Source organism: Deinococcus pimensis DSM 21231 (assembly GCF_000519345.1).
Lineage (GTDB): Bacteria > Deinococcota > Deinococci > Deinococcales > Deinococcaceae > Deinococcus_A > Deinococcus_A pimensis.
In genome coordinates this window covers 68,623-90,081 of record NZ_KI912676.1, presented here as the reverse complement: position 1 = coordinate 90,081, position 21,459 = coordinate 68,623, and the positions used below count along the sequence as shown (strand labels likewise).

The following is a 21,459-nucleotide window of genomic DNA, read 5'->3' as shown; positions in this document are numbered from 1 at the left end:
TCGAGCACGTTGGCCGAGAGGAGAGGACGGCGGCGGCGGCGCGGCAGGGACCGCGCGACCGACCCTCAGACCCCCTTGTCCTCGAGTCGCGCGAGTTCCCACGTGAGGTTCGCGCGCGCCGTCACCTCGCACGCCGAACGCATCCCCGGGGTCACGTACAGCCGCGCGCGCCCCAGGAAGCCGCGCAGCACCCGCGCGCGACCTTCCCGGTACGCCTCCTCGGGCACCCACGCGTACTCCCGCCGGATGGCGTTCGCGTACCGCGCGTACCGCGGGCGTGGCGCGCCCAGCACCGCGAGGTCCGCGTCCACGAACGCCGCCGCGTCCTCGTCCCCGCCGCACTCGTGCGTCGCCGTGGCCAGCACCAGCGACACGACGCGCTCCACGTGCGCCTCCGGCAGGATGGACGCCAGCGAGCGTCGAGCGAGCTGCGCGCTGCGCGCCTCGTTGTCCGCCCGGCGCGGATCGTACACCGCGTCATGAAACCACGCGGCCAGCTCGGCCGCCTCCCGGTCCGAGACGTCCAGACCGTCGAGGACGCGCAGCACGTCGAGCACGTGCGACAGGGTGTGGTACGCCCGCCAGGGCTGGGCGTGCCGGACGAGCAGATCGTCGAGGACGAGATCGAAGTCGGGCGGCACGTTCAGCCGCGCCGCGAGGTGCGCCCAGCGCTCACGCGCCCGCGAGGTGGGGTCGGTGGTCAAGAGTTCACCTTCGTGGCCTCTTTCGTCGTGGTCAGTACGGCAGCAGGAACTTCTGCATCGCGCCGAGCAGCCCGTCCGGTTCCGCCTGTCGCGCCGCGACCCGCAACGCGAATTCCCGGAATTCGTCCTCCGTGAACGCGCGGGCGCATTCGAACCGGAAGCTGGTCGCGGAACCGACCGGGAGCTCGCCGGGGTACACGGGCACGACGGGGGAAACCTGAAGGACGACGTCGGGAATTCGGAGCTCGGTCGTGACCGTGCGGTCCGGGCCGACCAGCGTGATCAGCAGCACCCCGGGTTGTCCGGGCTGGGCGGAGTACGTGGTGATGGGCAGGTCCTGTTCGTGGGTCATGAGGGCCTCTCGAAGTTGAGGGTCGGTGATCATCCGGCGGTTCGACCGGACGGGCGTGTTCCTTCTCAGGGTAGCGTGCCGGACGCTCGGCGAGGGTGTCGCCTCGCGTGAAGTGAGGCGTCGGGTCGTGAACAGGAGACCCTCACGCGTGACCTGGAGGCGCGGCGCCCGATCGGCACGCGGCGACGTGACCGGGCGGTCGGCGGTGAAGTGTGCCGGAACCTTCCGCGCGTGAAGCGCGTATCCTGCGGAGCACACCACCTTCCCGGCCGCTTCGGAGCGAGCGCCAGCAGAGGAGCGTTCTCGTGAACGGCAAGACCATCCACCTGATTCACCTGCCGATGCCCGCCGAGGCCGACGCCGCACTGACCGAGGACCTTCCCGCGGCGGGCGTCACGCACGTGGACATCACGGACGGCGGGATAGAGCTGGTCCTGCCGGACGCTTCGCGTGAGGAGGCCGTGCGGCTCGCGCGGACGATCAGCGCGCGGCACCCGACCCTGACGGTGCGCGCGCACCTGCGTGTCAACGCTCGCTGGCTGCCGCGCGCCCTCACGACCGGTCTGCTCCTCATCGGCACGCGCGCGCACGTCGTGGAGGTCGACGTGCCCGCGCGGATCGTCACGAGGACCTTCGAGACGCGTCACCCGCGCTTCGCGGACGCGGGCGTGCCCGTGCACGTGCAGGCCGCCGGGACGGCGTCGCAGCTGGTGCTGCCCGCCGCGTTCGAGGTGTCGGCGCTCGCGCAGGTGACCGAGTGGGTCAAGACGAACCTCAGCGCGCCGCGCGTCTTGCCGAACTCGCCGGGACGTTGGGTTCCGAACGGCAGTCGGCACCATGACGTGGAGCGCTTCGTGTCGGGTGTGGACGTGTCGTCCGGGGAGGCGAGACTCTGGACGGACGACGCGTGAGGATCGCCCGGGCGGACCTCGGCGGTTTCGCGCTGTCCTCGACGTTCACGAACCCGACTCGCTCGACCGCGTCCGTCACGATCCCCGCCGACCGGTCGAGCCGTCCGCACGAGCAGGGGCGGCCCACACGCCCAGGAGGGCCGTCACGTCGGTCGCGGCGACACGTCGGCGCGTGCAGGTCGCGCCCGCGCTGACCTTCCCGCTCGTCCCGCCGAGCATGTCGACCACCGTGAAGGCCGCCTCGGCGGGCAGATCGCTCCCGACAAACACCGGACGCCACCCCGGATGATCGTGCGCGAGCCGTCACGCCACGCGGCCCTTCCCGTACCCCGCCGGGCGGTCCTCGCCCGACCAGTCCAGTCCGGAGTGGCGCCGTCACGTCGACAGAAACCCGTCACGCCATACGGGCTCCCACGGACGCCGTCCCGACCCACGGCCGCCACCTCCACGCGCGAACACCGGACGAGCTCGCCATCGTGAGATCATCCTCGGCCTCCTACTGTGCGGCGTCAGGGCGCCCGCCCACAAGGAGACCCATGAGAACGAAGTTCGCCTTCCTGCTTCACCCGCGCGACACCCTGCGCGACGACCTGCGTCAGCTCCTCCACCCCGCCTTCGGCCTCGTCCCCGACGCCGTCCTGCGCGGCGCACTCAGGCGCCTGCCCATCCCGCCGCTCGTCACGGGTGAGGTCCGCTACGACGACGCCCCCTCCGAGACCGCCGGGTGGCTCGTCACCGTTCCGCTCAGCGCGTCGCAACTGCTGCGCCTGCCCCGCGCGACCGTGCACGCCCGCATCCATCAGGCCGTCGACCGAGCGCGTGACCTGGGCGCGAGCGTCGTCGGGCTCGGCGCCCTCACCGCGCCCGCCACGCTCGGCGGCAAGGTCCTGCAGTCCCGAGGCGACATCGGCGTCACCAACGGCAACGCCTTCACCGCCGCCATGACCGCCCTCGCGGTGGACCGACTGCTGCCCAGCCTGCCCGAGGGCTCCACGGTCGCGCTGGTCGGCGCGACCGGCAGCGTCGGCAGTTGCCTCACCCGCCTCCTCGCGGGACGCGTGGACGCCAGGCTCCTGCTCGTCGCGCGCCACCAGGGCCGCCTCGACACCCTCGCGGGCGAAGTGCGCCGTCAGGGCGCGCACGTCACGACCAGCACCCGCATGGAGGACGTGCGCGCCGCGCACCTCGTCGTGCTGCTCACCAGCGCCACCGAGGCGCTGCTGCGCGACGAGCACCTCCGCCCGGGCGCGATCGTCCTGGACGACACCCAGCCCCGCAACACCGACGCGTCGCTCACGCGCACCCGCCCTGACGTCACCGTCATCGACGGTGGCCTCGTGGACGTGCCCGGGATGCGTCTGCGCGGCACCATCGGTCTCGCGAGGGGCGTGGCGTACGCCTGCCTCGCGGAGACGATGCTCCTCGCGCTCGACGGGCAGAGCGCGCACTTCTCCATCGGCGCGCCCGACGCGGACAAGGCGCGCGTGATGCTGCGCCTCGCCGAGCGGCACGCGCATCTCGGCTTCCGCCTCGCGCCCTTCCGGTCCTTCGGTCGGCTCCTGCCCGAGGGGGCGTTCGACGGCGCGCCGCGTGAAGCGGTGACCGCGTGAAGCACATCGTGATCGTCGGCGGGGGGTACTTCGGGGTGGACGCGTACCGCGCGGTGCTGCGTGAGGCAAGGCGGGAGGTGCGGCGCGGCGAGGTGCGCGTCACGCTGGTCAGCGCGAGCGATCATCACGCGTTCCACGGCTGGACGGGCGAAGTGCTCGGCGGCGTCGTGAGGGCCGAGCATGTCCGCACACCCCTGCCCGGCCTGGTGCCTCACGCGACGTTCCTGCACGCCCGCGCCGAACACGTCGAGCTCACGTCACGCTCGCTGACGGTGCGTCTGCCCGACCATACGCAGCGTACGCTCACGTACGACCGGCTGCTGCTCGGCATGGGCTCACGCGATCCTATCGAACGCGTTCCCGGAGTGCGCGAGCACGCGTGGCGCCTCAAGCAGAGCGGTGACCTGCGTGCCTTCCACACGCGCCTGCACGCGGAACTCCAGACGGACGGTGATCCCCTGCGGATCGTGGTGATCGGCGGGGGTTTCGCGGGTGTGGAGATGACGGCCGCGATCGCCGAACTCGCCCGCGACGTCAGGAAGCGCGAGGTGCGCGTGCACCTCGTCACGAGCGGCGACCGGATCCTGGACGAACTCCGGCCTCGCTTCACGCGGCTCGCGGAGTACGCCGAGCGTGAACTGCGCGCGCTGGGCGTGACCCTTCACCTCGGGGTGCGCGCCGAACGCGTCGGCGCGCGAGAAGTGCACCTGCAGGGCGGCACGGTCGTCGAATCCGACCTCACGCTGCTCACCGCGGGCGTCGCGTACGACACGCTCCCCGGTACGGAGGCACTGCCGCGTGACGGGCGTGGCCGACTCGTCACCGACGCGTACCTGCGCGTGCGCGGTCACGAGGACATCCTCGCCGGTGGAGACGCCGCGCTCGTCGAGCACGTCGGGGGTGGCGTGTGCCCGACGAACGCGCTCTGGGCGATGAAGCACGGCATGTGGGCGGGCGGGAACGCCGCGCGGTCCCTGCTGGGCCGCCCCCCGAGACGTTTCACGTACCGCGGGCTGGGTCAGGCCGCGAGCGTCGGCGTGGGGCGGGGCGTCACGGAGTTGCGTGGCCTGCAATTCACGGGTCTCGCGGGCTGGCTGCTGCGGCTGGGGTTCTTCGCGTGGTACATGCCCTCCCGCCGTCAGGGCGCGCGCGTCCTGACGGACTGGGCGCGGACCTTCACGCGTGGACGCACCCTCGAAGGGCAAGGCGCCGCCCGAGCGGGGAGGGTCGGGCGGGCACGTCACGGCACGTCGCCCCGCCCGTCCGAGGAGTTCCGCTAGACCGGACGTTCCACGCGTTCGTCGAAGTGTCGGGCGTCGGTTCACCAGCCGCGCAGGGCTTTGCGGGCTCGGCCCTGGCCGACGCGGACGTACGCTCGGGTGGTGTCGATCTTGACGTGTCCGAGGATCTCGGCGACGGCGACGAAGTCCTCGAGCTGGTCGTAGAGGCGGGTGCCCATGGAGTTGCGGAAGGCGTGGAAGCCGCGCCGGTCGCTGCCGCCGTCGTCACGATCGAACAGGGGGCGCAGGTGGCGCGCGGCGCCTGCCCAGGTGCGGTAGGGCAGCAGGTACGCGTCCTGGTGTGACGTGCGTCGCGGGAGGGGTCGGTAGGCGCTGAGGGCGTCGCGGAGGCGGTCGCTGAGGGGAACGCGGCGGCTCTTGCGGCCCTTTCCGGACCGGACGATCAGGGTGGGGTGGGGGGTGTCGAGGTGGACGTCGTCCCACGTGAGGGCGAGGTGTTCGTGCGTGCGGGTGTGGAGGTCGTGACGGGCGTGGTCGAGGGTCATGCGATGCTCCCCGGAGGGTCGGGGCGGTCACGTCGAAGTTCCGGCGACCCGGATGCCGGATCGCCGGGCGTTCGTGCCCGGTCCTGACCGCACCCGCGACATGAGAATGGGGTGAGGCTCCAGGATCGACGAGAAGCCCCCTGCATCCCACCCGGAGCGCCCCGACACCCACCCCGCCCCGTGAGGAAGCCAAAGACGTCCGCGAACCCACGACGTCACACCACGTCATCCTTTCACGGCCACACAACGACGCTCCATCATGAGCCGCACCCCATCCTTTTCACGTCCTGACCCCGCCCTGGACACGCGCGTACGACGACGCCCTCCCGCTTCTCACGCTCGACTTTACGAGCGACGAAACGACACGACCGCCCGGTGAAGGAATGCTAACCTTCCCTCACCGCGACATCCGGCGATCACGAACCACTCCGCGCGACACGCGACCAGGAGCCTCCATGATCCTCACCACAGGCGCTCCACGCGTCACGATCATCGACGACCACGACCTCGACGTCGAACTCACCCGCATCGCCCTCGACCAGGTCGCGCCCGACGCGCTCGTCACCCACCACGACGATCCCGAAGAGGCCCTGCGCGAACTCACCACCCCAGGCGTCCTGCCCGACCTCGTGCTGCTCGACCTCAACATGCCCGGCCTGCACGGTCACGACGTCCTCACCGCCCTGCGCGCACACCCTCTCACCGCGCACGTCAAGATCGTGGTGTGCAGCACCTCCGGTCGTGACCACGACCGCCAGCGCAGCCTCACGCTCGGCGCGGACGCCTACCTCGTCAAACCACTCACCGAGCACGAACTCGTCACCGCGCTCACCGCCCTCCTCGCCGTCCCCACGGCCGGACACGCCTGCTGACCGCTCACGCCCGACGCCTTATCCGTCCTTGCCGCGCCCATCGACACCCGCACCCACCGGAGGCGACCGTGAAGGCCACCAGCAACCACCTGCCCACGAGCGACGACGTCACCCTCAACGTCACGATGGAACTCGAACGCCTCCGCGCCCTCGTGGACTACTGGCGCCACCAGGCCCTGCACGATCCCCTCACCGGCCTGCCCAACCGCGCCTGGTGGACGCTCCACGCCACCACCTTCACGCAGCACGGCGGGGCCGTCATCGTCCTCGACCTCGACCGATTCAAGCTCGTGAACGACACGCACGGTCACGCCGCGGGCGACGCGGTCCTGCGCGAGGTCGCCACGCGCTTCCAGCGAACCCTCGGCCCTCACCGACAGGTCGTACGTCTCGGCGGGGACGAATTCGCGGTCCTGCTGCCCGCCGGAGATCCGGATTCACCCGAACGGGTCATCCGCGCGCTCCGAGCGGCGCTGCGAGAAGAGGTGCGGATCGACGACCGGGCGCTGCACGTGACCGTCAGCGCCGGCCACGCCGAATGCCTGGACGGCGCGGGCGCGCTGGGCCTGCTGCTGTGCGAGGCGGACGCGCGTATGTACCGCGCCAAACGCTCCCGACGTCGCCGAGGTCGCCCAGCCCGCGTGCTCGACCACACCCCGGCCAGATCCTGACGACCTCCACGCCGACCTGCGCCCCACCCCTCGATCCGGGGGAGGCGCGCAGGTCCGTGCGGTTCGATCGGGCGGTTCAGCCGCGGTTGTCCGCGAGGTACTCGTCGAGACGGTCCCAGGTCTGCGTGACGCCCTGCAGCATGCCCATCTCGAGAACCTGGTCGAGGGCGTCCTTGGAGGCGTAGGTGGCGCGGTTGGTGAGCCTGGTGCCGCCACGTTCGGTGTCCTCGAAGGTCAGCGTGACGAGCGTGGAGGGCATGCTCCCGTTGATGTGGCCGTCCGCGTCGGAGAAGTGGTCGGTGTAGCGGATGAGTTTGTCCGGTTCGATGTCCTCGTAGAGGCCGAGCCCCCAGGATTCCATGCCGTAGAACTCTCCCTGCGTTTCGTCGACGCATTTCATGCAGTAGTGCCAGCGGCCGCCCACGCGGAAGTCGACGGTGCAGACGGGCAGTTCCCAGCCGCGTGGTCCCCACCAGTGCCGGAGGTGCTCAGGGCGGGAGAAGGCGGCGAACACGAGCGCTCTGGGCGCCTGGAAGACGCGTTCGAGGATCAGTTCGCGGTCCCCTTCGATGTGGGAAGTGACGCGGCCTTCGTTGCTTGAGGTGGTCATGGCGCTTCTCCTTCGGTGTCCGGTGTCGGGTGCGGGTGTTGCTGGAGTTCCTGGAGGTAGTCGTCGAGGCGGTCGAGGCGGCCCTGCCAGAGGCGGCGGTAGGGGGTGAGCCAGTCGTCGAGGTCCCTGAAGGGTTCGGGGCGGAGGCGGCAGATGCGGCGGTTGGCGACCGCCTGGATTTCGATGATGCCGGCGTCTGCGAGGACGCGGAGGTGTTTGGACGCCTGGGGTTGCCGGATGTGCAGTCGTGTGGCGATCTCGCCGACCGTGAGCGGTTGCCGGATGAGCAGTTCGACGATGTGCAGTCGGCTCGGTTCGGCGAGGGCACTCAGGGTCGTGGGGTTCACGGGCACCTCCTATCCGGGGTGTGGGGTTCGAACACCCTCAATATACCACACTGGGAATATTCAAGTCAAGGAATATAGCCGGACGAACGCGAACGATCATCCCAAGCGACCGCTTCCCTCACTCACCCTCACCCCCACGCGGCCACCATGAACCATGCCCACCGCTCCCTTCGACCCCGACACGCTCACCCCCGGCCTCGTGCGGCAACTCATCACCACCCAGTTCCCCCACTGGGCGCACCTCCCCATCGAACCCGCCTCCCCGCAGGGCTGGGACAACCGCACCTTCCGCCTCGGAAACGACCTCTGCGCTCGCCTCCCCAGCGCCCGGGGGTACGTCCCCCAGGTCGCCAAGGAACACCGCTGGCTGCCCGTCCTCGCCGCGTCCCTGCCCTGGAACGTCCCCGTGCCCGTCGCGCTCGGGCAGCCCTCCGAACGCTACCCCTACCCCTGGTCCGTGTACGGCTGGCTCGAAGGTCAGCCCGCCAGCCCCACGAACCTCCCGAACCTCAGCGTCTTCGCTTCCGACGTGGCCCGCTTCCTGCGGGACCTGCGGTCCGTGCCGCCCGGCGACGGCCCCCGACCCGGACTGCACTCCGCCTTCCGCGGAGGGCCGCTCGCCACGTACGACGAGGAGACGACCACCTGCCTGAACGACCTGGAAGGCGAGGTGGACACCCACGCGCTCCACGCGGTGTGGACGGCGGCGCTCGACGCACCCTGGGACGGGCACGACGTGTGGTTCCACGGGGACGTCGCGGTGAACAACCTCCTCGTCCACGAGGGCCGCCTCCGGGGCGTGATCGACTTCGGATGCTGCGGCGTCGGCGATCCCGCCTGCGATCTCGTGCTCGCCTGGACACTGTTCGAAGGCGAAAGCCGCGCGGTGTTCAAGGCCGAGCTCGGGAACGACGAGCGCACATGGTCGCGCGCGCGCGGGTGGGCCGTGTGGAAGGCCCTGCTGCAGGTGCGGGACGCGAGACGCGCGAACGACGAGGTCTCGGGCGAGGTGTCGCGGGCTGCCCGGCGCGTGCTGCGTGAGGTGCTGCTGGACCACGCGGCCACGAGAAGGGGAGGGCGACCGTGAGGAGGGGACGCGGCTCGCGCGGCTCCACGCCGGATTCGGGCCCGACTGACCATCGTCCCAGGCGGGCGCGCAGTTCACCGAACGCGACACCCTCGAACGGATCTACCATCCGGCCGTGCCGTCCCTGCTCTGACGTGCAGAACCGCCGCGCGACCGGTCACGCAGGCGGAGGTTCACGAGCGCAGGGTCCGCCTCGCGGCACGACCGCGCGGGTGGCGACGGCCGCCGATCACGTCAGCCCGGGCCGCCGCGTCCGCACGGGGTCACGCGAGCTTCGGCAGGGAGAACCCGAACGTCGCCCCGCCGTCCGGCGTGCCCTCGGCCCAGACCTGCCCGCCGTGCCGCCGTACGATCCGCCGGACGTTGGCGAGACCCACCCCGGTCCCCTCGAACTCCTCCTGCCTGTGCAGGCGTTGAAACACCCCGAACAGCTTGTTCGCGTATCTCGGGTCGAAGCCCACGCCATTGTCGCGCACCAGCACCGCCCACTCGTCCGCACGCTCCTCCGTCCACACCTCGATCACCGCCTCCGCCCGCGTTCGCGTGTACTTCACCGCGTTCGACATGAGGTTGAGCAGCACCTGCCGCAGCAGGTCGTGATCGCCCGGCACGAGCGGCAACGCCGCCACCCGCCACGACAGGACGCGCTCGGAAGCGTCCGCTTCCAGCTCGACCCGCACCGACGCCACGAGCGCGTCCAGGTTCACCTGCCGCACCTGAAGCGGCGCGCGGGACGACCGTGACAGGTCGAGCATCGCGTCGATCAGGTGATCCATCCGCGTGGCGGCCTGCTCCACGACCTCCAGGTACCGGGCCGGCTTGACGTCCAGGGTGCTCCCGAAGGACTTGCGCAGCAGCTCGTTGAAGCCCAGGATGTGCCGCACCGGCGTACGCAGATCGTGCGAGACGCTGTACGCGAACGCCTCGAGCTCCTCGTTCGCGCTCGCGAGTGACGCCGTGCGCGCCGCGAGCCGCTCGCGTTCCCTCGCGAGGTCCGCCATCTGCTCCATCCGGTCGAGCGCGAGGCCGAGGCTGCGTCCGAGCGTCTCGACGATCGTGCGTTCCGCGCTCGACCAGCCCTGTCGGCCGAACACCGCCAGTCCGAAGACGCCCTTCACTCCACGCGAGGTTCTGAGCGGCACCATCGCCGTGGCGCTGACGTGCGTGACGTGCGGCGCCATCTGGTCCACGTTCACGTCGTACACGCCCTGAAAATCCGTCTCACCCGTCTCGAAGGGCCTGCGCAGACTCATCGTCGTGGCGTGCGGCATGCCCGCCGCGTGCGCGGCCGCGAGTTCCGCGTTGCCGTACTCGCCCAGCATGCGCCGGACGAACCAGCGGTCACCGTCGAGTTCGTAGTACGCGGCGGCGGCGAGGGGCAGCAGGCTCCACGCGAGCGCCTGAGCGCGCTCGATCAACGCGTACGGATCGTGATTCACGTTGAGGTCGTGCGTCCACTCCTCGAAAGCGCCGAGGGCGCGGTTGCGCGCGTCGAGCTCCTCGTTGCGCTGCCGCAGCGCCTCGGTCAGCCGCGCGCTCCGCGCGGCCGCCGCGAGCTGTCCACTGAACAGCCGCAGGAAGTCCCGGTAGGCGTCGTCGAGCGCCTGCCGTGGGTTGAGCCCCACGACGAGGTGCCCCCGCGGCCCCGATTCACCAGGGCCGCCGAGCGGCAGCGCCGCCACGCGCGTCACGAGTTCCGGCCACGCGCTCGCCCGGCACGCCTCGACGTCGTGAACGCACGTCTCGTCCGCCGTGAACCACCCGGGCGGCGGGGAGCGCCACCCCTCAAGGTGTTCGCCTTCGAGACCGACCGACCCGAGGAGCCGCGCGTCCTCCCCGGTGAGGGTCTGGTAGAGCAGCACGAACGGCAGGTCCTGAGGGTTGTCCCCGGCGACGCGCAGGGCGGCCCGCACGAGCGAGGGCGTGTCGCGCGCCCCCAGGAGGGCGTCGGTGAGCCTGGCGAGGGTGCGTGTGCGCCGCGCGGCCAGCACCCGGTCGGTCATCTCGATCACGGAGCAGAACACCCCGGCGACGCGGTCCGCGTCGTACACGGGCGTGAAGCCCACGTCGAAGTAGCACTCCTCCATGTAGCCGTCGCGGACGAGCGGCACGAGCAGGTTCTCGAACGCGGCGCTCTCGCCGCGCAGGGCCGCGTCGAACACGGGTTCGAGGCCGGGGTAGCCGTCGTGCCCGAAGATGTCGGCGGTGCGGGAACCGAGCGCCCGGGGGTGCTTGTCGCCGAGGATGGGGCGGTACGCGTCGTTGTAGAGCGCGAGGAGGTCATGAGTCCAGGCGATGTACATGGGTTGCCTGGACGCCAGCATCAGGTGGACGTGGGTGCGCAGCGCCGCGGGCCAGTCGCGGGAAGGGCCGAGCGGTGTGGCGCTCCAGTCGACGTCGCGCATCCGCGCGGCCATCTCGCCCGGCTCGTCGAAGAGCGGATCGTGGGGAGGCGCGGAGGAGGGACGATCGGGGCGCATGAGGGCCGCAGCATACCGCCTGAGGTGACGCGGGCACTGTCAGGTGATGCGGGGAAGGGGATGGAGTGCCGGGCTGAACCGAACACGACGGCGGCTCCCGTGACCGCGGGTTCATGCGTGACGAGCGCGCCGGGCATCCGACGTTATGACGGACGGGCCGCATGACGTGACGTCCGAGTGGTGGACGCGGTACGGCCAGCGCGAACGGGCACGCTCGTGACTCCCGTCGGATTCGGAGGTGCGGACACGTCGTGCCGGGGTGCCTCGCCCACGTTCCTCAGCGTTCGATCACGTATGAACCGGTCTGCATGCGCCGCACAAGGAAGCGCATGTGACTTTTCCTACGCTGGCGTTGGTTGACGTCCCAGGAGGTCTCATGTCCACCCTCCCCGATCACGCGCGTTCCCCTTCCACCACGACCCGACCGACCGTGATGCTCGTCGAACCGGACGACACACGCGCCGGTCAGCTCACCATCGACCTGATCGGCGCGGGGTACGAGGTCGCGGCGGCCAGTACCGGACCGCAGGCGCTCGCGCTGCTCGGGGAGTTCCAGCCGGACGTGCTGATCACCGCGTCCTCCTCGGAGCAGATCGACAGCGTCGACTTCATCCGCCGTATCCGCGCCGAACCCACCCTCGAGGACCTCCCCATCATCGTGCTGACGCACAAGGAACGCGTGGAGGACGTCGTCGAGGTGCTCGAGGCGGGCGCGGACGACTTCGTGTCCCGCCCGGTCGACGTGCGTGAGCTTCGCGCCCGCATCCACGCGAAGCTCACGCGTCCACCCACGCCGCTGGCGCGGCGATCCACCAACCGCCGCACCGGCCTGCTCACCGAGACGACCTTCGACGGGCCGCTGAGCCGCGAACTCGACCGCGCGGCGATCACCACGCACCCGCTGTGCCTCGCGAGCATCCAGATCGAGGAACTCACGGCGCTGCGTGACGTGTACGGCGCTCAGCTCGACGTCAGTCTCTTCCGGCAGTTGCGGCAGCTGATCGTGAGCGCGGACCGTCCACTCGACGTGCTCGCGCGTGGTGAGGACAGCACGTTGTCGCTGCTCATGCCGGAGACGACACCCGAGACGGCCCTCGCGTACGCGCGCGCGTTGTCCGCCCGCATCGTCGGGCATGACTTCACCTTCCACGGAGATCACCTGCGTCTCACCCCGTCGATCGGCGTGACGCAGTACCGACGCGGCCTGGCCGCGTCGTCGCTTCGCGCGCAGGCACGCACGGCCCTGACGTTCGCCGCGTCGCACCTCGATCTGATCCCGGTGATGTACGACCCGGCCGTGCATGGACGCGTCCGCTCGCCCCGCGAGAAGTTCGCGGCGAGGCTGCGCGAGACGCTCCGGTTGCCCGTGCAGGCCCTGCTGGTCGGCGTGATCCTGATCGCGTTGCCGTTCTTCCTGTACACCGCGCTCGCGCTCGCCGGGATCGACATCACGCCCGCGATGTACGTCCTCGTCGTCGTCGCGCTCGTCGCCACGGCCGCGCTGATCATCCTCGAGGGGCTCCTCGCGCTCAACCCCACCCAACCGCCGCCGGAGATCGGCGCGCCGTACCCCCGGGCGAGCGCGATCATCGCGGCGTACCTCCCGAACGAGGCGGCGACGGTGCTCGAGACGGTCGAGGCGTTCCTGCGGGTCGATTACCCAGCCGGGCTGCAGGTGATCCTCGCGTACAACACGCCGCGCGACCTGCCCGTCGAGGAGGCTCTGCGCGACCTCGCCCGGCGTGACGCGCGGTTCGTGCCGTTCCGGGTGGAGGGCAGCACCAGCAAGGCGCAGAACGTCAACGCGGCCCTGTCGCTCGTCACGGGTGAGTTCACGGGCGTGTACGACGCCGATCATCACCCTGACCCCGACGGCTTCCGCCGGGCGTGGCGGTGGCTGTCGAACGGCTGGGACGTCGTGCAGGGGCACTGCTTCATCCGGAACGGTGAGGAGAGCTGGATCGCGCGGCTCGTCGCGGTGGAGTTCGAGAGCATCTACGCCGTGAGTCACCCGGGACGCGCGCGCATGCATGACTTCGGCATCTTCGGCGGCAGCAACGGCTTCTGGCGGACCGAGGTGCTGCGGCGCATCCGCATGCGCGGCAGCATGCTCACCGAGGACATCGACAGCGCCCTGCGCGCCGTCGAGGGCGGTCTGCGGATCGGCTCGGACCCGTACCTCGTGTCGCGTGAGCTCGCGCCGACCACCCTGAGGGCCCTCACGAATCAGCGCCTGCGGTGGGCGCAGGGCTGGTTTCAGGTGTCGCTGCGGCATCTGCTGGTCGCGCTGAGCTCCAGGAAGCTCACGCTGCGGCAGAAGTTCGGCTTCGTGCATCTGCTCGCGTGGCGTGAACTCTACCCGATCCTGTCGCTGCAGATGTTCCCGATCGTGCTGTTCTGGCTGTACGGCCCCACTCCCAGGAGCGTGAACTGGTTCGTGCCGATCTTCGTGCTGACCAGCCTGTTCACCCTCAGCGTCGGTCCGTGGCAGACGCTGTTCGCGTACCTTCGCGCCGAGCCGGACCTGAGGCGCCGCCCGGGGTGGTTCGTGTCGTACCTGGTGCTGAGCAGCGTGTTCTACACGCCGTACAAGAACCTCCTCGCGGTCGTCGCGCAACTCAAGGAAGTCAGACGTGAACGCGCCTGGAAGGTCACGCCCCGCTCGTCGAACCAGAAGCGCGAATGAAGGAGACGGCCGTGACCACCCCATCCACCCCCGAAGCGAAGACCGTCGGCACACGCCCCCGCAGGTACACCGAATTCGAGGCGTACCGTGGCGTCGCCGCGGCGCTCGTCGTGATCTTCCACGCCTACCAGTTCACCCGGCAGGGCACGGGCGCCGACCGGTACCTCTATGAAGGCACGCCCCTGCACACCGTGCTGCACAATCTCGACACGCCCGTCGCGTGGTTCTTCGCGCTGTCCGGCTTCCTGCTGTACGCTCCCGTCGTCGGCGCGGTCGTGAGGGGCGGCTCGGCGCAGCCCGCGCGGGTGTTCGTGTTCCGCCGCGCGCTGCGCATCCTGCCCCTGTACCTCACGGTGTACCTCGTGGTGTGGGCGTTGCGGTTCTCGAACTTCCCGGGACAGTGGACGGACCTCGTGGAGCACCTGACGTTCACGCACGTGTGGGACGCGCGCTACGTCTTCTGGACGGTCGGTCCGGCGTGGTCCCTGGGCAACGAGGTGATCTACTACGCGATGCTCGCGGTGATGGGCCCGGCCCTCGCGCGCGCGACACGCGGCGCGACGCGAGCCGACCGGGCACGCTGGGTGGTCGCGTTCCCGCTCGCCCTCGTGACGCTCGGCGTGACCTACAAGGCCGCCGCGCTCCTCGCGCTGAACGCGAGCGGCACGTGGTTCGACTGGACCTTCAATCCGGTCGCGCACGTGGACAGCTTCGCGATGGGCATGCTCCTCGCGTGCGTGCCCGCCCTGAGCGCCCGCGTCCTGAGCTCCGGCGCGCGGGCGCTGCTGATCGTTCTGGCGGTCGCGCTCACGGCGTTCACGTTCGTGTTCCGGCTCGAACTCGCGTGGGTGAGCGTGTTCGTCTTCTCCCTCGCGGGCGCGGCGTTCACGCTGTTCCTCGCGGCGACCGTGCTCGCCCCGGAAGGTGGACGCTTCGCGCGCGCCCTGAGCCGACCCACGTGGGTGCATCTGGGGTTGATCTCGTACGGGGTGTACCTGTGGCACGAACCCATCATGCTGGAGTTCGCGCGGCGCGGCTGGCTCATCGGCACCGCCCCGAGTGCGTTCTGGACGAACGCGCTGGTACTGCTGGTCGTGGCGGGCGCCCTGGCGTCGCTCACGTACCGCCTGGTCGAGCGGCCCTTCGAGGAGGCGCGCGGCCTGATGACCTCCTCGGGACGTCTGCGGGACGATTACCGCCTGGAACGCGAGCGGTACGAACGTGAACGCGAGCGGGAACGGGGGCCGGGCGACTGAACGCCGAGCGTGACATGGACGTTCGGGGTTCGGCCGGCGGGCGGTCGACGCCCGGGTCGTCCGAACTCAACGCCAGACGTACGTGGCGACGCTCCCGGCGGGCAGGTTGACATTGAAGCCGCGGCCCTTCTCGATCACGTTGAACTTGCGCGCGCCACCCGAACCGTTGAGGATCAGCATCACCCGCGTCCCGTCGGGATTGACGAACGCGGCGGACTGCACGTTGCCCGCGCCGAAGGTGGCGCTCGCGACGCGGACCGCGCCGGGCCGGACGAACTTGGCGACGTGCGCGAGGGCGTAGTACTCCTCGTTGAGCGTCACGGCGCCCGTGGCGGGGTCGATCGTGACGACGCCGCGGCAGTTGCCGCACCCACCGTTCGTGGGGCCGCCCCGGGGGTCGAGGGCGAGGTTCCAGAGCAGCACCGTCTTCGCGAAGTTGCGGGTCGCGCCGATGGTGAGGTGCTCGGTCGTCCACGCGAGGTTCGCGCCCCAGTTCGTGGCCCAGCCGCCGCCACTGCACTCGGTGAAGTACACGTCCTTGTCGGGGAAGGCGGACTTGACGTCGCTCATGGCGCGTTCGTCACCCGCGTAGCAGTGCCAGGCGGTCCCGGCGAGCGCGGCGCGCGCGTCCGGATCGCCGAGCAGGGCGCGGGCGTAACCGAGGTCGTCCCAGTTGTGGTCCCAGCCGAGCAGTTTCGTGGGTTGCCCGGCGTCTCGCAGGCCGCTCGCGAGACTCACCGCGACGCGGGCGGCGTCGGCGGGTTCGAGGGCCATGCTGGGGTACGCGCCCGTGCTGAAGCGCGGCTCGTTCTGCAGGGTGAGGGTGCTGAGCGGCACGCCGCTCGCGGCGTACTGCGTGACGACGCGCGTGAGGTACGCCGCGTAGGTGTTCAGCGCGGTCGGGGCGAGACGGCCACCTTCGAGGACGCCGCCGTCCTTCATCCAGGCGGGCGCGCTCCAGGGGCTCCCCATGAAGCGGACGGCGCCGTTCGCGGCGCGGATGGCGCGCGCGACGGGCAGGACGTGTCGTTCGTCGCGGGTGACGCTGAGGTTCGCGAGGGTGGGGTCGGCGCCGCCGCCGGGGACGTCGTCGTAGGTGTAGCTCGACAGGGCGAAGTCGGACGCGCCGAGCGGGATGCGGACGTAGCTGAGTCCGGCGCCGAAGGTGGGGTCGAAGAGGGTGCGCAGGAGGTCCGCGCGACCGGTGGGAGGCAGCGTGTCGATGAGGTGCGCGCTGGACTCGGTGAGGGCCGCGCCGAAGCCCTCGATGGTCTGGTATGTGGTGGCGGGGTCGATCGTGAGGTCGTTCGTGCTCGCGGTGAGGCCGCTTTTGAGGTTGAGGGTCTGCGCGGCGAGTCGCTTGCTGCCGTCGGGTGTGGTGAGCCAGCCGTTCACGGTGGAGGTGGCGGGCGCGGCGGTGGGAGTGACGACGAGGGTGGGGGTGGGGGGCGCGGCGGGGGTGGAGGTGGGGGTGGAGGCGCCGCAGGCGGTGAGGAGGGCGATGAGGAGGGCCGGCGCGAGGGTGCGCTTGTAGGTCATGAGGTCGTTTCGGTAGCCCGGCTGACCGCGTGGGTCCCGTGGCGTTGCGTCCCTGCCTCGCGACAGGTTTGCCGTTTCGTCTCGCTCTCGTGAGAGAACCACGAGAAGTATAAAGAACGCATGAGCGTTCCGTGATGAGACCGGCGGAACCCACACGCGGCGCCGCGTCGACCCCTGGAATCAGATCACGCTGACACCGCGCGCCCGGTCCACACCTCACGCGACCGGGCACGACTCACCCGGGCCGCTCACCACACGACCTCAACGGATCCGCGGCAGACACCCGTGCGGTTGGAGGACCCGCACCGTCGACGCGGGATGCCGCAGCAACGCCCCCGCCGGACGGATCGGTCGACGTGAGAAGTTCCCACCGCAATTGGGACACACGCCCCCGAGGACACCTTCGGCACAGTCGCGGCAGAAGGTGCACTCGAAGGTGCAGATCATCGCGTCGGGCTCGTCCGGCGGCAGGTCGCGGTCACAGCATTCGCAATTGGGACGCAGTTCCAGCATGGCTCAGCGTACCCTGACCGATTCGTGGGGACGTCGCCGGGGTGGAGACGCCCGCTCCCCTGACGCATGCCCGCGACCCACCAGGAGAGCATCGCATGCGCCGGCTTCGTCGGGCCCTGGATCCGACGTCGAATGGGGAACTCGCGCTTCTGGTGGAGCGCGTGGGGTGCCTGACGGTCGGGACGGGGCCTTAAGGAGACGATTGAGCCAACCACGCGGAGAAGGTTCTGGTAACTCCGACTACGTGTCGTCCACCTCCACCTGTAGGTCGACCTTCATTCACCATGATGCTTCGGCGATGTGCACGACATATAGGGACGTTTCTAGCTTCATCAAGCGTTTAATGCACCTGCGTCCTACGCTCGCGTTGAGGGACGGCAGTCACGCCGCAAGCACCTCAAGGAGCCCCTCCCCAAGGAGCGCCTCATGCGTCGGACCATCGCGATCGTGTTCACAGCCCTCGTCTCGAACCTGCTGACCGCCTGCGCCCCGCCGGCCCTCAACGCCACCAACTCCGCCACCGTCTGGCTCAGAACCACCTCTGGCCCCGCACAACTCGTGGACATGTACGTGGACGGACAACTTGTCGCGCGAAGCATGTTCCCCTACACCACCACCTTCCAAGGCATGCCCATGACCCTGGGGGACCATGGCTTCACGGTCGTTCCCGCCGGGCGTGCGCTCGGCACCGCGGACCTGATGTCGAAGACACTCAACGTCAGCGGCGCCTCGCGCAACCTGGTGATGGTGTTCAGTGACGGGAAGTTCGACGAGGACCGCTTCAAGATGGAGCTCAAGTCGTACCGCCGGGATCCATGACCTTGTTCTGCCCCCCCACGTAGCCGTCCCTCAGCGGCGGAGCCCCACGGATCGACCAACCCGTGGGGCTCATACATGAACATCCTTCGCGCCCGATAGCGGAACGTCCCACGCGCGGGCCCCTGGAGTTCGCTGTACGGCTGGCCTGACGAGTCTGGAACGCGAGGCTCACTCGCGCTTGCGGTGGCGCGGGCGTGGGAAGCGGACGCGCCGTTGCGGAAAGAGGTGATGCGTCTGCCGACGTCAGACAGGCCCTTTGAGGCGGTAGAAGGCGTCGTGGACTCGCCCGAGGCGTGGTTCGAGCACCTTGATGCGCGACGATGACGGCGTCGCCATGCCTCGCCCTTCTCGCAGGCTTCCCCTGACCGCCGCGCTGCTGCTCGCCGCGTCCGCCCTCTTCCCGGTCGTCGCGTCGCTGCTGCCCGCGAGCTCCGTGCAGCGCTGGGCGGGCGTCGTGGACGTCACGCTCGCCGCCGCCATCCTGGTGCTCGCCGCTGTCCTCGACCGCGTCGGGCGAAGCAACATCGACGACGCCGTGATTCGCGCCGCGTACGGATTCTACCGGGTCTTCGCGGTCGTGCCGCTCGCGCTGCTCGCCCTGTACTTCGTCGTGGGGATGTCGGTGCGCTGGGACGTCCTGCTGCCCGGCCTCGCATGGCGAACCTGGGTGCTGCTGACCTTCCTGCCAAGCGCTCTCGCCGTTTCGCGGATGCGCCGTTCGTGACGCCCGTCGTACCGTGAACTCGTCTTCGATCAGGAGGTGGTGAATGTCCGACGTCGACTACATGAACGTTCGCATCGACCCGAAGCGTTTCGCCCACTCGGAGGACGGTCCATTGACCCTGCGTCCCGAACCTCGTAGCGCGGGGCAGCCTTGAAGCTGCCCGCCTTTCCCGACCTTTCGCCCGAACGCCTCGACGCGGTCCTCGCGCGCCACAACATGACCGGATCGAGCGTCGTCCGGCTGCCGAGCGGCGGCATCTTCAACGCGATCTTCGCCGTCGGCGACCACGTGATCCTGCGCGTGCCCCGCGAGCATCCCGACTTCGCGGAGGCGACGCGCAAAGAAGCCCTCGCCGTGCCGACCGCGCGGTCGCTGGGCCTGCGCACGCCCGCCCTCCTCGCCTTCGACGACGCGCTCGACCTGCTGCCCGTGCCGTACGGCCTGTACGAGCGCGTGCCCGGCGAACCGCTCGAACTCCTGAGCCGGCCGCCCATCGAGACGCCCGACGCGTACCGCGAGGTGGGCCGAGACCTCGCCCGCCTGCACGACGGTGTTCGGCGAGGCTCCGCGCTCGACGCCTTGGCGCTCGAAGACTTGCCGCCGCCCGATTCCTGGCCGGACGAGCTTGCCGAACAAGGGTACCTCGGAGCGCTCGATGCGCGCTGGCTGGCCTCGTGGCTCGCGCACCTGCGTGACCTCGGCGGCTCCGCGCCGAACACCGCCGTGTTTCGGCACGGCGACATGCAGGCGACGAACGTGATGGTGCTCCCGACCGGAGCGTTCGTGGCGTTGCTCGACTGGGGCGCGTGCGGCTGGGGCGACGCGGCGCACGACTTCGCGGGCATGCCGCTGGCTGCCGTGCCGTTCATGCTCGAAGGCTACCGAGACGTTCGAGGAACGCCGAGCGACGACACGTTCGAGGCCCGGATCGTCGCGCGGCAACTGCACCTCGCGCTGTTCCTGCTGCGCCGTGGGCCGCAACCCGACAAGTCGTGGGCGGAACGTCCGCTCGGGATGCTGCTGGACCTCGTGCGAACCCTCGTGGGCCTGCCGGACCCGCGCTGGAGGACCACCCTCGTCTGACCCGGCAACGAGCGCCCGCCAGGCTGTTCCCCCCGGAGACCATCCCCGGAGATGGTCCCCGAAGGGTTTTCGGCGGCGCCATTGGATAGGTCGGAAAAACGCGCGCTCAACGTCGACGTCGTGAACGTCCGTCGGATCGACGTCCTCGACTCCGGAAGCTTCCACCAAAACCGCACGGACTTCATGCGCACGGCGCTTCGTCGACTGCTGCTCGCGCACGACGGAACGATCAAGCAGGTCACACTGCGCAAAACGCTCACCGTCGGCGTGAACGTCCTCGACCGCCGCACCCTCGAACGGGCCCGTATCCTCAGCCTGACAAGAACAACGATCAGGACGCGTCGAAAGTCCGGGGATTCTAGGAGGTATGTAGTCACCAGCGCCCGAGTTGAGAGAAGGCGTCCTGTTCACCACCGGTCCCCTAGACTGTGGCGTGCCCGCTCTTCCAGCCCGTTCCGATGACGGCCTCACGCCGCGCCTGTTCGCCCTCGTGCTGGTGGTGTACCTCGTCGGCTACGGGTTGTTCTTCCACGCGAAGTTACCGTTCAGTCTCTCCGCGCTCGGGAAGGTCGTGCCGGGCGCCGTGCCGCTCGACGTGCGCTTCCACTACCCACCCGCCGAGGTGGACACGCTCCTCACGACGCTGGGCGTGGAGGGACGACGGGCATACGAGCGGATCCTCGTGGCGGACACCCTGTACCCGGTGCTGTTCGCGCTGGTGCAGGTGCTCGCATTACGGCTGTCCGCCCGGGCGTTGAGGTGGTCGGGGGTGTGGCGCGCCCTGGTGTGGGTGCCGGTCGTGCCGCTGCTGCTCGACCTGCTGGAGAACACCCTGTTGTGGCAGGCGCTGCTCAGCTTCCCCACACGGACCTCGGGCGGATCGGTGCTCCTCAGCGGTGTGACGACGGCGAAGCACGTCACGTCGCTGCTCGCGCTCATGACGTGTGGGGTGGTGGCGGCCGTGGCTGTCGTGTGGGGAAGCCGGTCGGCGCGCCTCAGTTCGACACTCGAATCTTGAGGGCGCCGTCCGACGTGGGTGTCAGGACGACGGAAGGAACACGCTGACGCTCACGAGAACCGGCCGGTGCACGAGGACGCGGCCAGTGCGGTAGAACGGAGCGCGTGACCGTCTCATCTTCACCTCGGGCTGGCCTGCGTTCGAGTCCGTGGCCGTTCTTCGCGTTGACGTACCTGTTCTCGTGGACCTGCTTCGGACTGGTGCTCGCGTAGGGCGGGCGCGTATCCTTCGATCCTCCGTCGTGGGGGCTGGCGCTCAGCGTCCTCGGGGACTTCGGCCCGGTCGTCGCGGCCATCACCCTGACGGCCCTGATCGGTGGCCGGCATGCCCTGCGGTCACTGTTCACGTGCCTGAGGCCCCGACGCTTCCCTCCGGGGACGCTGCTCGTCGC

The 21,459-nt window shown here is 70.0% G+C and carries 22 protein-coding genes and 1 riboswitch; of the genes, 13 read left to right on the top strand and 9 right to left on the bottom strand.

Features of this window, described 5'->3' with window-relative positions:
- Positions 1–65: 65 nt before the first annotated feature.
- Positions 66–704 carry an HD domain-containing protein gene (locus DEIPI_RS0125845; protein ID WP_027483694.1) on the bottom strand — a complete coding sequence of 213 codons (639 nt, stop codon included), beginning with the start codon at positions 702–704 and terminating at the stop codon, positions 66–68.
- Between the two features lie 31 nt (positions 705–735).
- Entirely contained in the window at positions 736–1,056 is a 321-nt protein-coding gene (locus DEIPI_RS0125840; protein WP_157464110.1) for a hypothetical protein, read from the bottom strand.
- Positions 1,057–1,361: 305 nt separating this feature from the next.
- Between DEIPI_RS0125840 and DEIPI_RS0125835 the strand changes: the two genes are divergently transcribed.
- Positions 1,362–1,967 carry a hypothetical protein gene (locus tag DEIPI_RS0125835; RefSeq protein WP_027483692.1) on the top strand — a complete coding sequence of 202 codons (606 nt, stop codon included), beginning with the start codon at positions 1,362–1,364 and terminating at the stop codon, positions 1,965–1,967.
- Positions 1,968–2,042: 75 nt separating this feature from the next.
- On the opposite strand, the gene DEIPI_RS0125830 is transcribed toward DEIPI_RS0125835, so the two are convergent.
- Positions 2,043–2,237: an HAD family hydrolase gene (locus DEIPI_RS0125830; protein ID WP_027483691.1), complete on the bottom strand. Its 195-nt coding sequence runs from the start codon at positions 2,235–2,237 to the stop codon at positions 2,043–2,045.
- Positions 2,238–2,503: 266 nt separating this feature from the next.
- Here DEIPI_RS0125830 and DEIPI_RS34730 point away from each other — a divergent pair, with 266 nt between their 5' ends.
- Together DEIPI_RS34730 and DEIPI_RS0125820 are read left to right on the top strand one after the other, a co-directional pair.
- Positions 2,504–3,577: a semialdehyde dehydrogenase gene (locus DEIPI_RS34730; RefSeq protein WP_045235214.1), complete on the top strand. Its 1,074-nt coding sequence runs from the start codon at positions 2,504–2,506 to the stop codon at positions 3,575–3,577.
- Positions 3,574–4,857, top strand: coding sequence for an NAD(P)/FAD-dependent oxidoreductase (locus tag DEIPI_RS0125820; protein ID WP_027483690.1), 1,284 nt, complete (start codon positions 3,574–3,576; stop codon positions 4,855–4,857). Before DEIPI_RS34730 ends, DEIPI_RS0125820 begins: the two co-directional genes overlap by 4 nt.
- A 41-nt stretch (positions 4,858–4,898) precedes the next feature.
- Here DEIPI_RS0125820 and DEIPI_RS34725 read toward each other — a convergent pair whose 3' ends face one another.
- Positions 4,899–5,363: a tyrosine-type recombinase/integrase gene (locus tag DEIPI_RS34725; RefSeq protein ID WP_052352030.1), complete on the bottom strand. Its 465-nt coding sequence runs from the start codon at positions 5,361–5,363 to the stop codon at positions 4,899–4,901.
- 455 nt (positions 5,364–5,818) lie between these two features.
- Between DEIPI_RS34725 and DEIPI_RS0125810 the strand changes: the two genes are divergently transcribed.
- On the top strand, positions 5,819–6,235 hold the full coding sequence (locus DEIPI_RS0125810; RefSeq protein WP_027483689.1) for a response regulator: 417 nt from the start codon (positions 5,819–5,821) through the stop codon (positions 6,233–6,235).
- Between the two features lie 68 nt (positions 6,236–6,303).
- A complete protein-coding gene (locus DEIPI_RS34720) occupies positions 6,304–6,906 on the top strand; it encodes a GGDEF domain-containing protein (protein WP_045235213.1) in 603 nt (200 codons plus the stop codon).
- A gap of 76 nt (positions 6,907–6,982) precedes the next feature.
- Here DEIPI_RS34720 and DEIPI_RS0125800 read toward each other — a convergent pair whose 3' ends face one another.
- Both DEIPI_RS0125800 and DEIPI_RS34715 read right to left on the bottom strand, forming a co-directional pair.
- Complete coding sequence (locus tag DEIPI_RS0125800; protein WP_027483688.1) at positions 6,983–7,516, bottom strand: SRPBCC domain-containing protein; 534 nt, start codon at positions 7,514–7,516, stop codon at positions 6,983–6,985.
- Complete coding sequence (locus DEIPI_RS34715; RefSeq protein WP_045235212.1) at positions 7,513–7,863, bottom strand: ArsR/SmtB family transcription factor; 351 nt, start codon at positions 7,861–7,863, stop codon at positions 7,513–7,515. Before DEIPI_RS34715 ends, DEIPI_RS0125800 begins: the two co-directional genes overlap by 4 nt.
- A 154-nt stretch (positions 7,864–8,017) precedes the next feature.
- Between DEIPI_RS34715 and DEIPI_RS0125790 the strand changes: the two genes are divergently transcribed.
- Positions 8,018–8,950, top strand: coding sequence for an aminoglycoside phosphotransferase family protein (locus DEIPI_RS0125790; RefSeq protein WP_027483687.1), 933 nt, complete (start codon positions 8,018–8,020; stop codon positions 8,948–8,950).
- A gap of 263 nt (positions 8,951–9,213) precedes the next feature.
- Here the strand turns inward: DEIPI_RS0125790 and DEIPI_RS36235 are convergent, their stop codons facing one another.
- A complete protein-coding gene (locus DEIPI_RS36235; protein WP_052352029.1) occupies positions 9,214–11,430 on the bottom strand; it encodes a PAS domain-containing sensor histidine kinase in 2,217 nt (738 codons plus the stop codon).
- A 376-nt stretch (positions 11,431–11,806) separates the two neighbouring features.
- Here DEIPI_RS36235 and DEIPI_RS0125780 point away from each other — a divergent pair, with 376 nt between their 5' ends.
- Together DEIPI_RS0125780 and DEIPI_RS34705 are read left to right on the top strand one after the other, a co-directional pair.
- Positions 11,807–14,116: a glycosyltransferase gene (locus tag DEIPI_RS0125780; RefSeq protein WP_027483686.1), complete on the top strand. Its 2,310-nt coding sequence runs from the start codon at positions 11,807–11,809 to the stop codon at positions 14,114–14,116.
- 11 nt (positions 14,117–14,127) lie between these two features.
- Positions 14,128–15,372 carry an acyltransferase family protein gene (locus tag DEIPI_RS34705; protein ID WP_169737223.1) on the top strand — a complete coding sequence of 415 codons (1,245 nt, stop codon included), beginning with the start codon at positions 14,128–14,130 and terminating at the stop codon, positions 15,370–15,372.
- 66 nt (positions 15,373–15,438) lie between these two features.
- Here DEIPI_RS34705 and DEIPI_RS34700 read toward each other — a convergent pair whose 3' ends face one another.
- Both DEIPI_RS34700 and DEIPI_RS42355 read right to left on the bottom strand, forming a co-directional pair.
- Positions 15,439–16,911 carry a glycoside hydrolase family 30 protein gene (locus DEIPI_RS34700; RefSeq protein WP_045235211.1) on the bottom strand — a complete coding sequence of 491 codons (1,473 nt, stop codon included), beginning with the start codon at positions 16,909–16,911 and terminating at the stop codon, positions 15,439–15,441.
- Between the two features lie 8 nt (positions 16,912–16,919).
- Positions 16,920–16,994: riboswitch (cyclic di-GMP riboswitch) on the bottom strand.
- A 178-nt stretch (positions 16,995–17,172) separates the two neighbouring features.
- Positions 17,173–17,424, bottom strand: a complete 252-nt coding sequence (locus DEIPI_RS42355; RefSeq protein ID WP_084474977.1) for a DUF1272 domain-containing protein — start codon at positions 17,422–17,424, stop codon at positions 17,173–17,175.
- A 426-nt stretch (positions 17,425–17,850) separates the two neighbouring features.
- On the opposite strand from DEIPI_RS42355, the gene DEIPI_RS0125765 reads away from it, so the two are divergent.
- The 5 genes from DEIPI_RS0125765 to DEIPI_RS0125750 all read left to right on the top strand — a co-directional run bounded on the left by DEIPI_RS0125765 (position 17,851) and on the right by DEIPI_RS0125750 (position 21,068).
- Positions 17,851–18,243, top strand: a complete 393-nt coding sequence (locus DEIPI_RS0125765; protein ID WP_027483685.1) for a hypothetical protein — start codon at positions 17,851–17,853, stop codon at positions 18,241–18,243.
- Positions 18,244–18,577: 334 nt separating this feature from the next.
- Positions 18,578–18,967, top strand: a complete 390-nt coding sequence (locus DEIPI_RS0125760; RefSeq protein ID WP_157464108.1) for a hypothetical protein — start codon at positions 18,578–18,580, stop codon at positions 18,965–18,967.
- A 150-nt stretch (positions 18,968–19,117) separates the two neighbouring features.
- Positions 19,118–20,050 carry a phosphotransferase family protein gene (locus tag DEIPI_RS0125755; RefSeq protein ID WP_027483683.1) on the top strand — a complete coding sequence of 311 codons (933 nt, stop codon included), beginning with the start codon at positions 19,118–19,120 and terminating at the stop codon, positions 20,048–20,050.
- Positions 20,051–20,101: 51 nt separating this feature from the next.
- Positions 20,102–20,512 carry a hypothetical protein gene (locus tag DEIPI_RS42350; RefSeq protein ID WP_169737222.1) on the top strand — a complete coding sequence of 137 codons (411 nt, stop codon included), beginning with the start codon at positions 20,102–20,104 and terminating at the stop codon, positions 20,510–20,512.
- The gene (locus DEIPI_RS0125750) at positions 20,484–21,068 is read left to right on the top strand and encodes a hypothetical protein (RefSeq protein ID WP_045235210.1); all 585 of its coding nucleotides are present in this window, start codon (positions 20,484–20,486) and stop codon (positions 21,066–21,068) included. Before DEIPI_RS42350 ends, DEIPI_RS0125750 begins: the two co-directional genes overlap by 29 nt.
- Positions 21,069–21,459 lie beyond the last annotated feature (391 nt).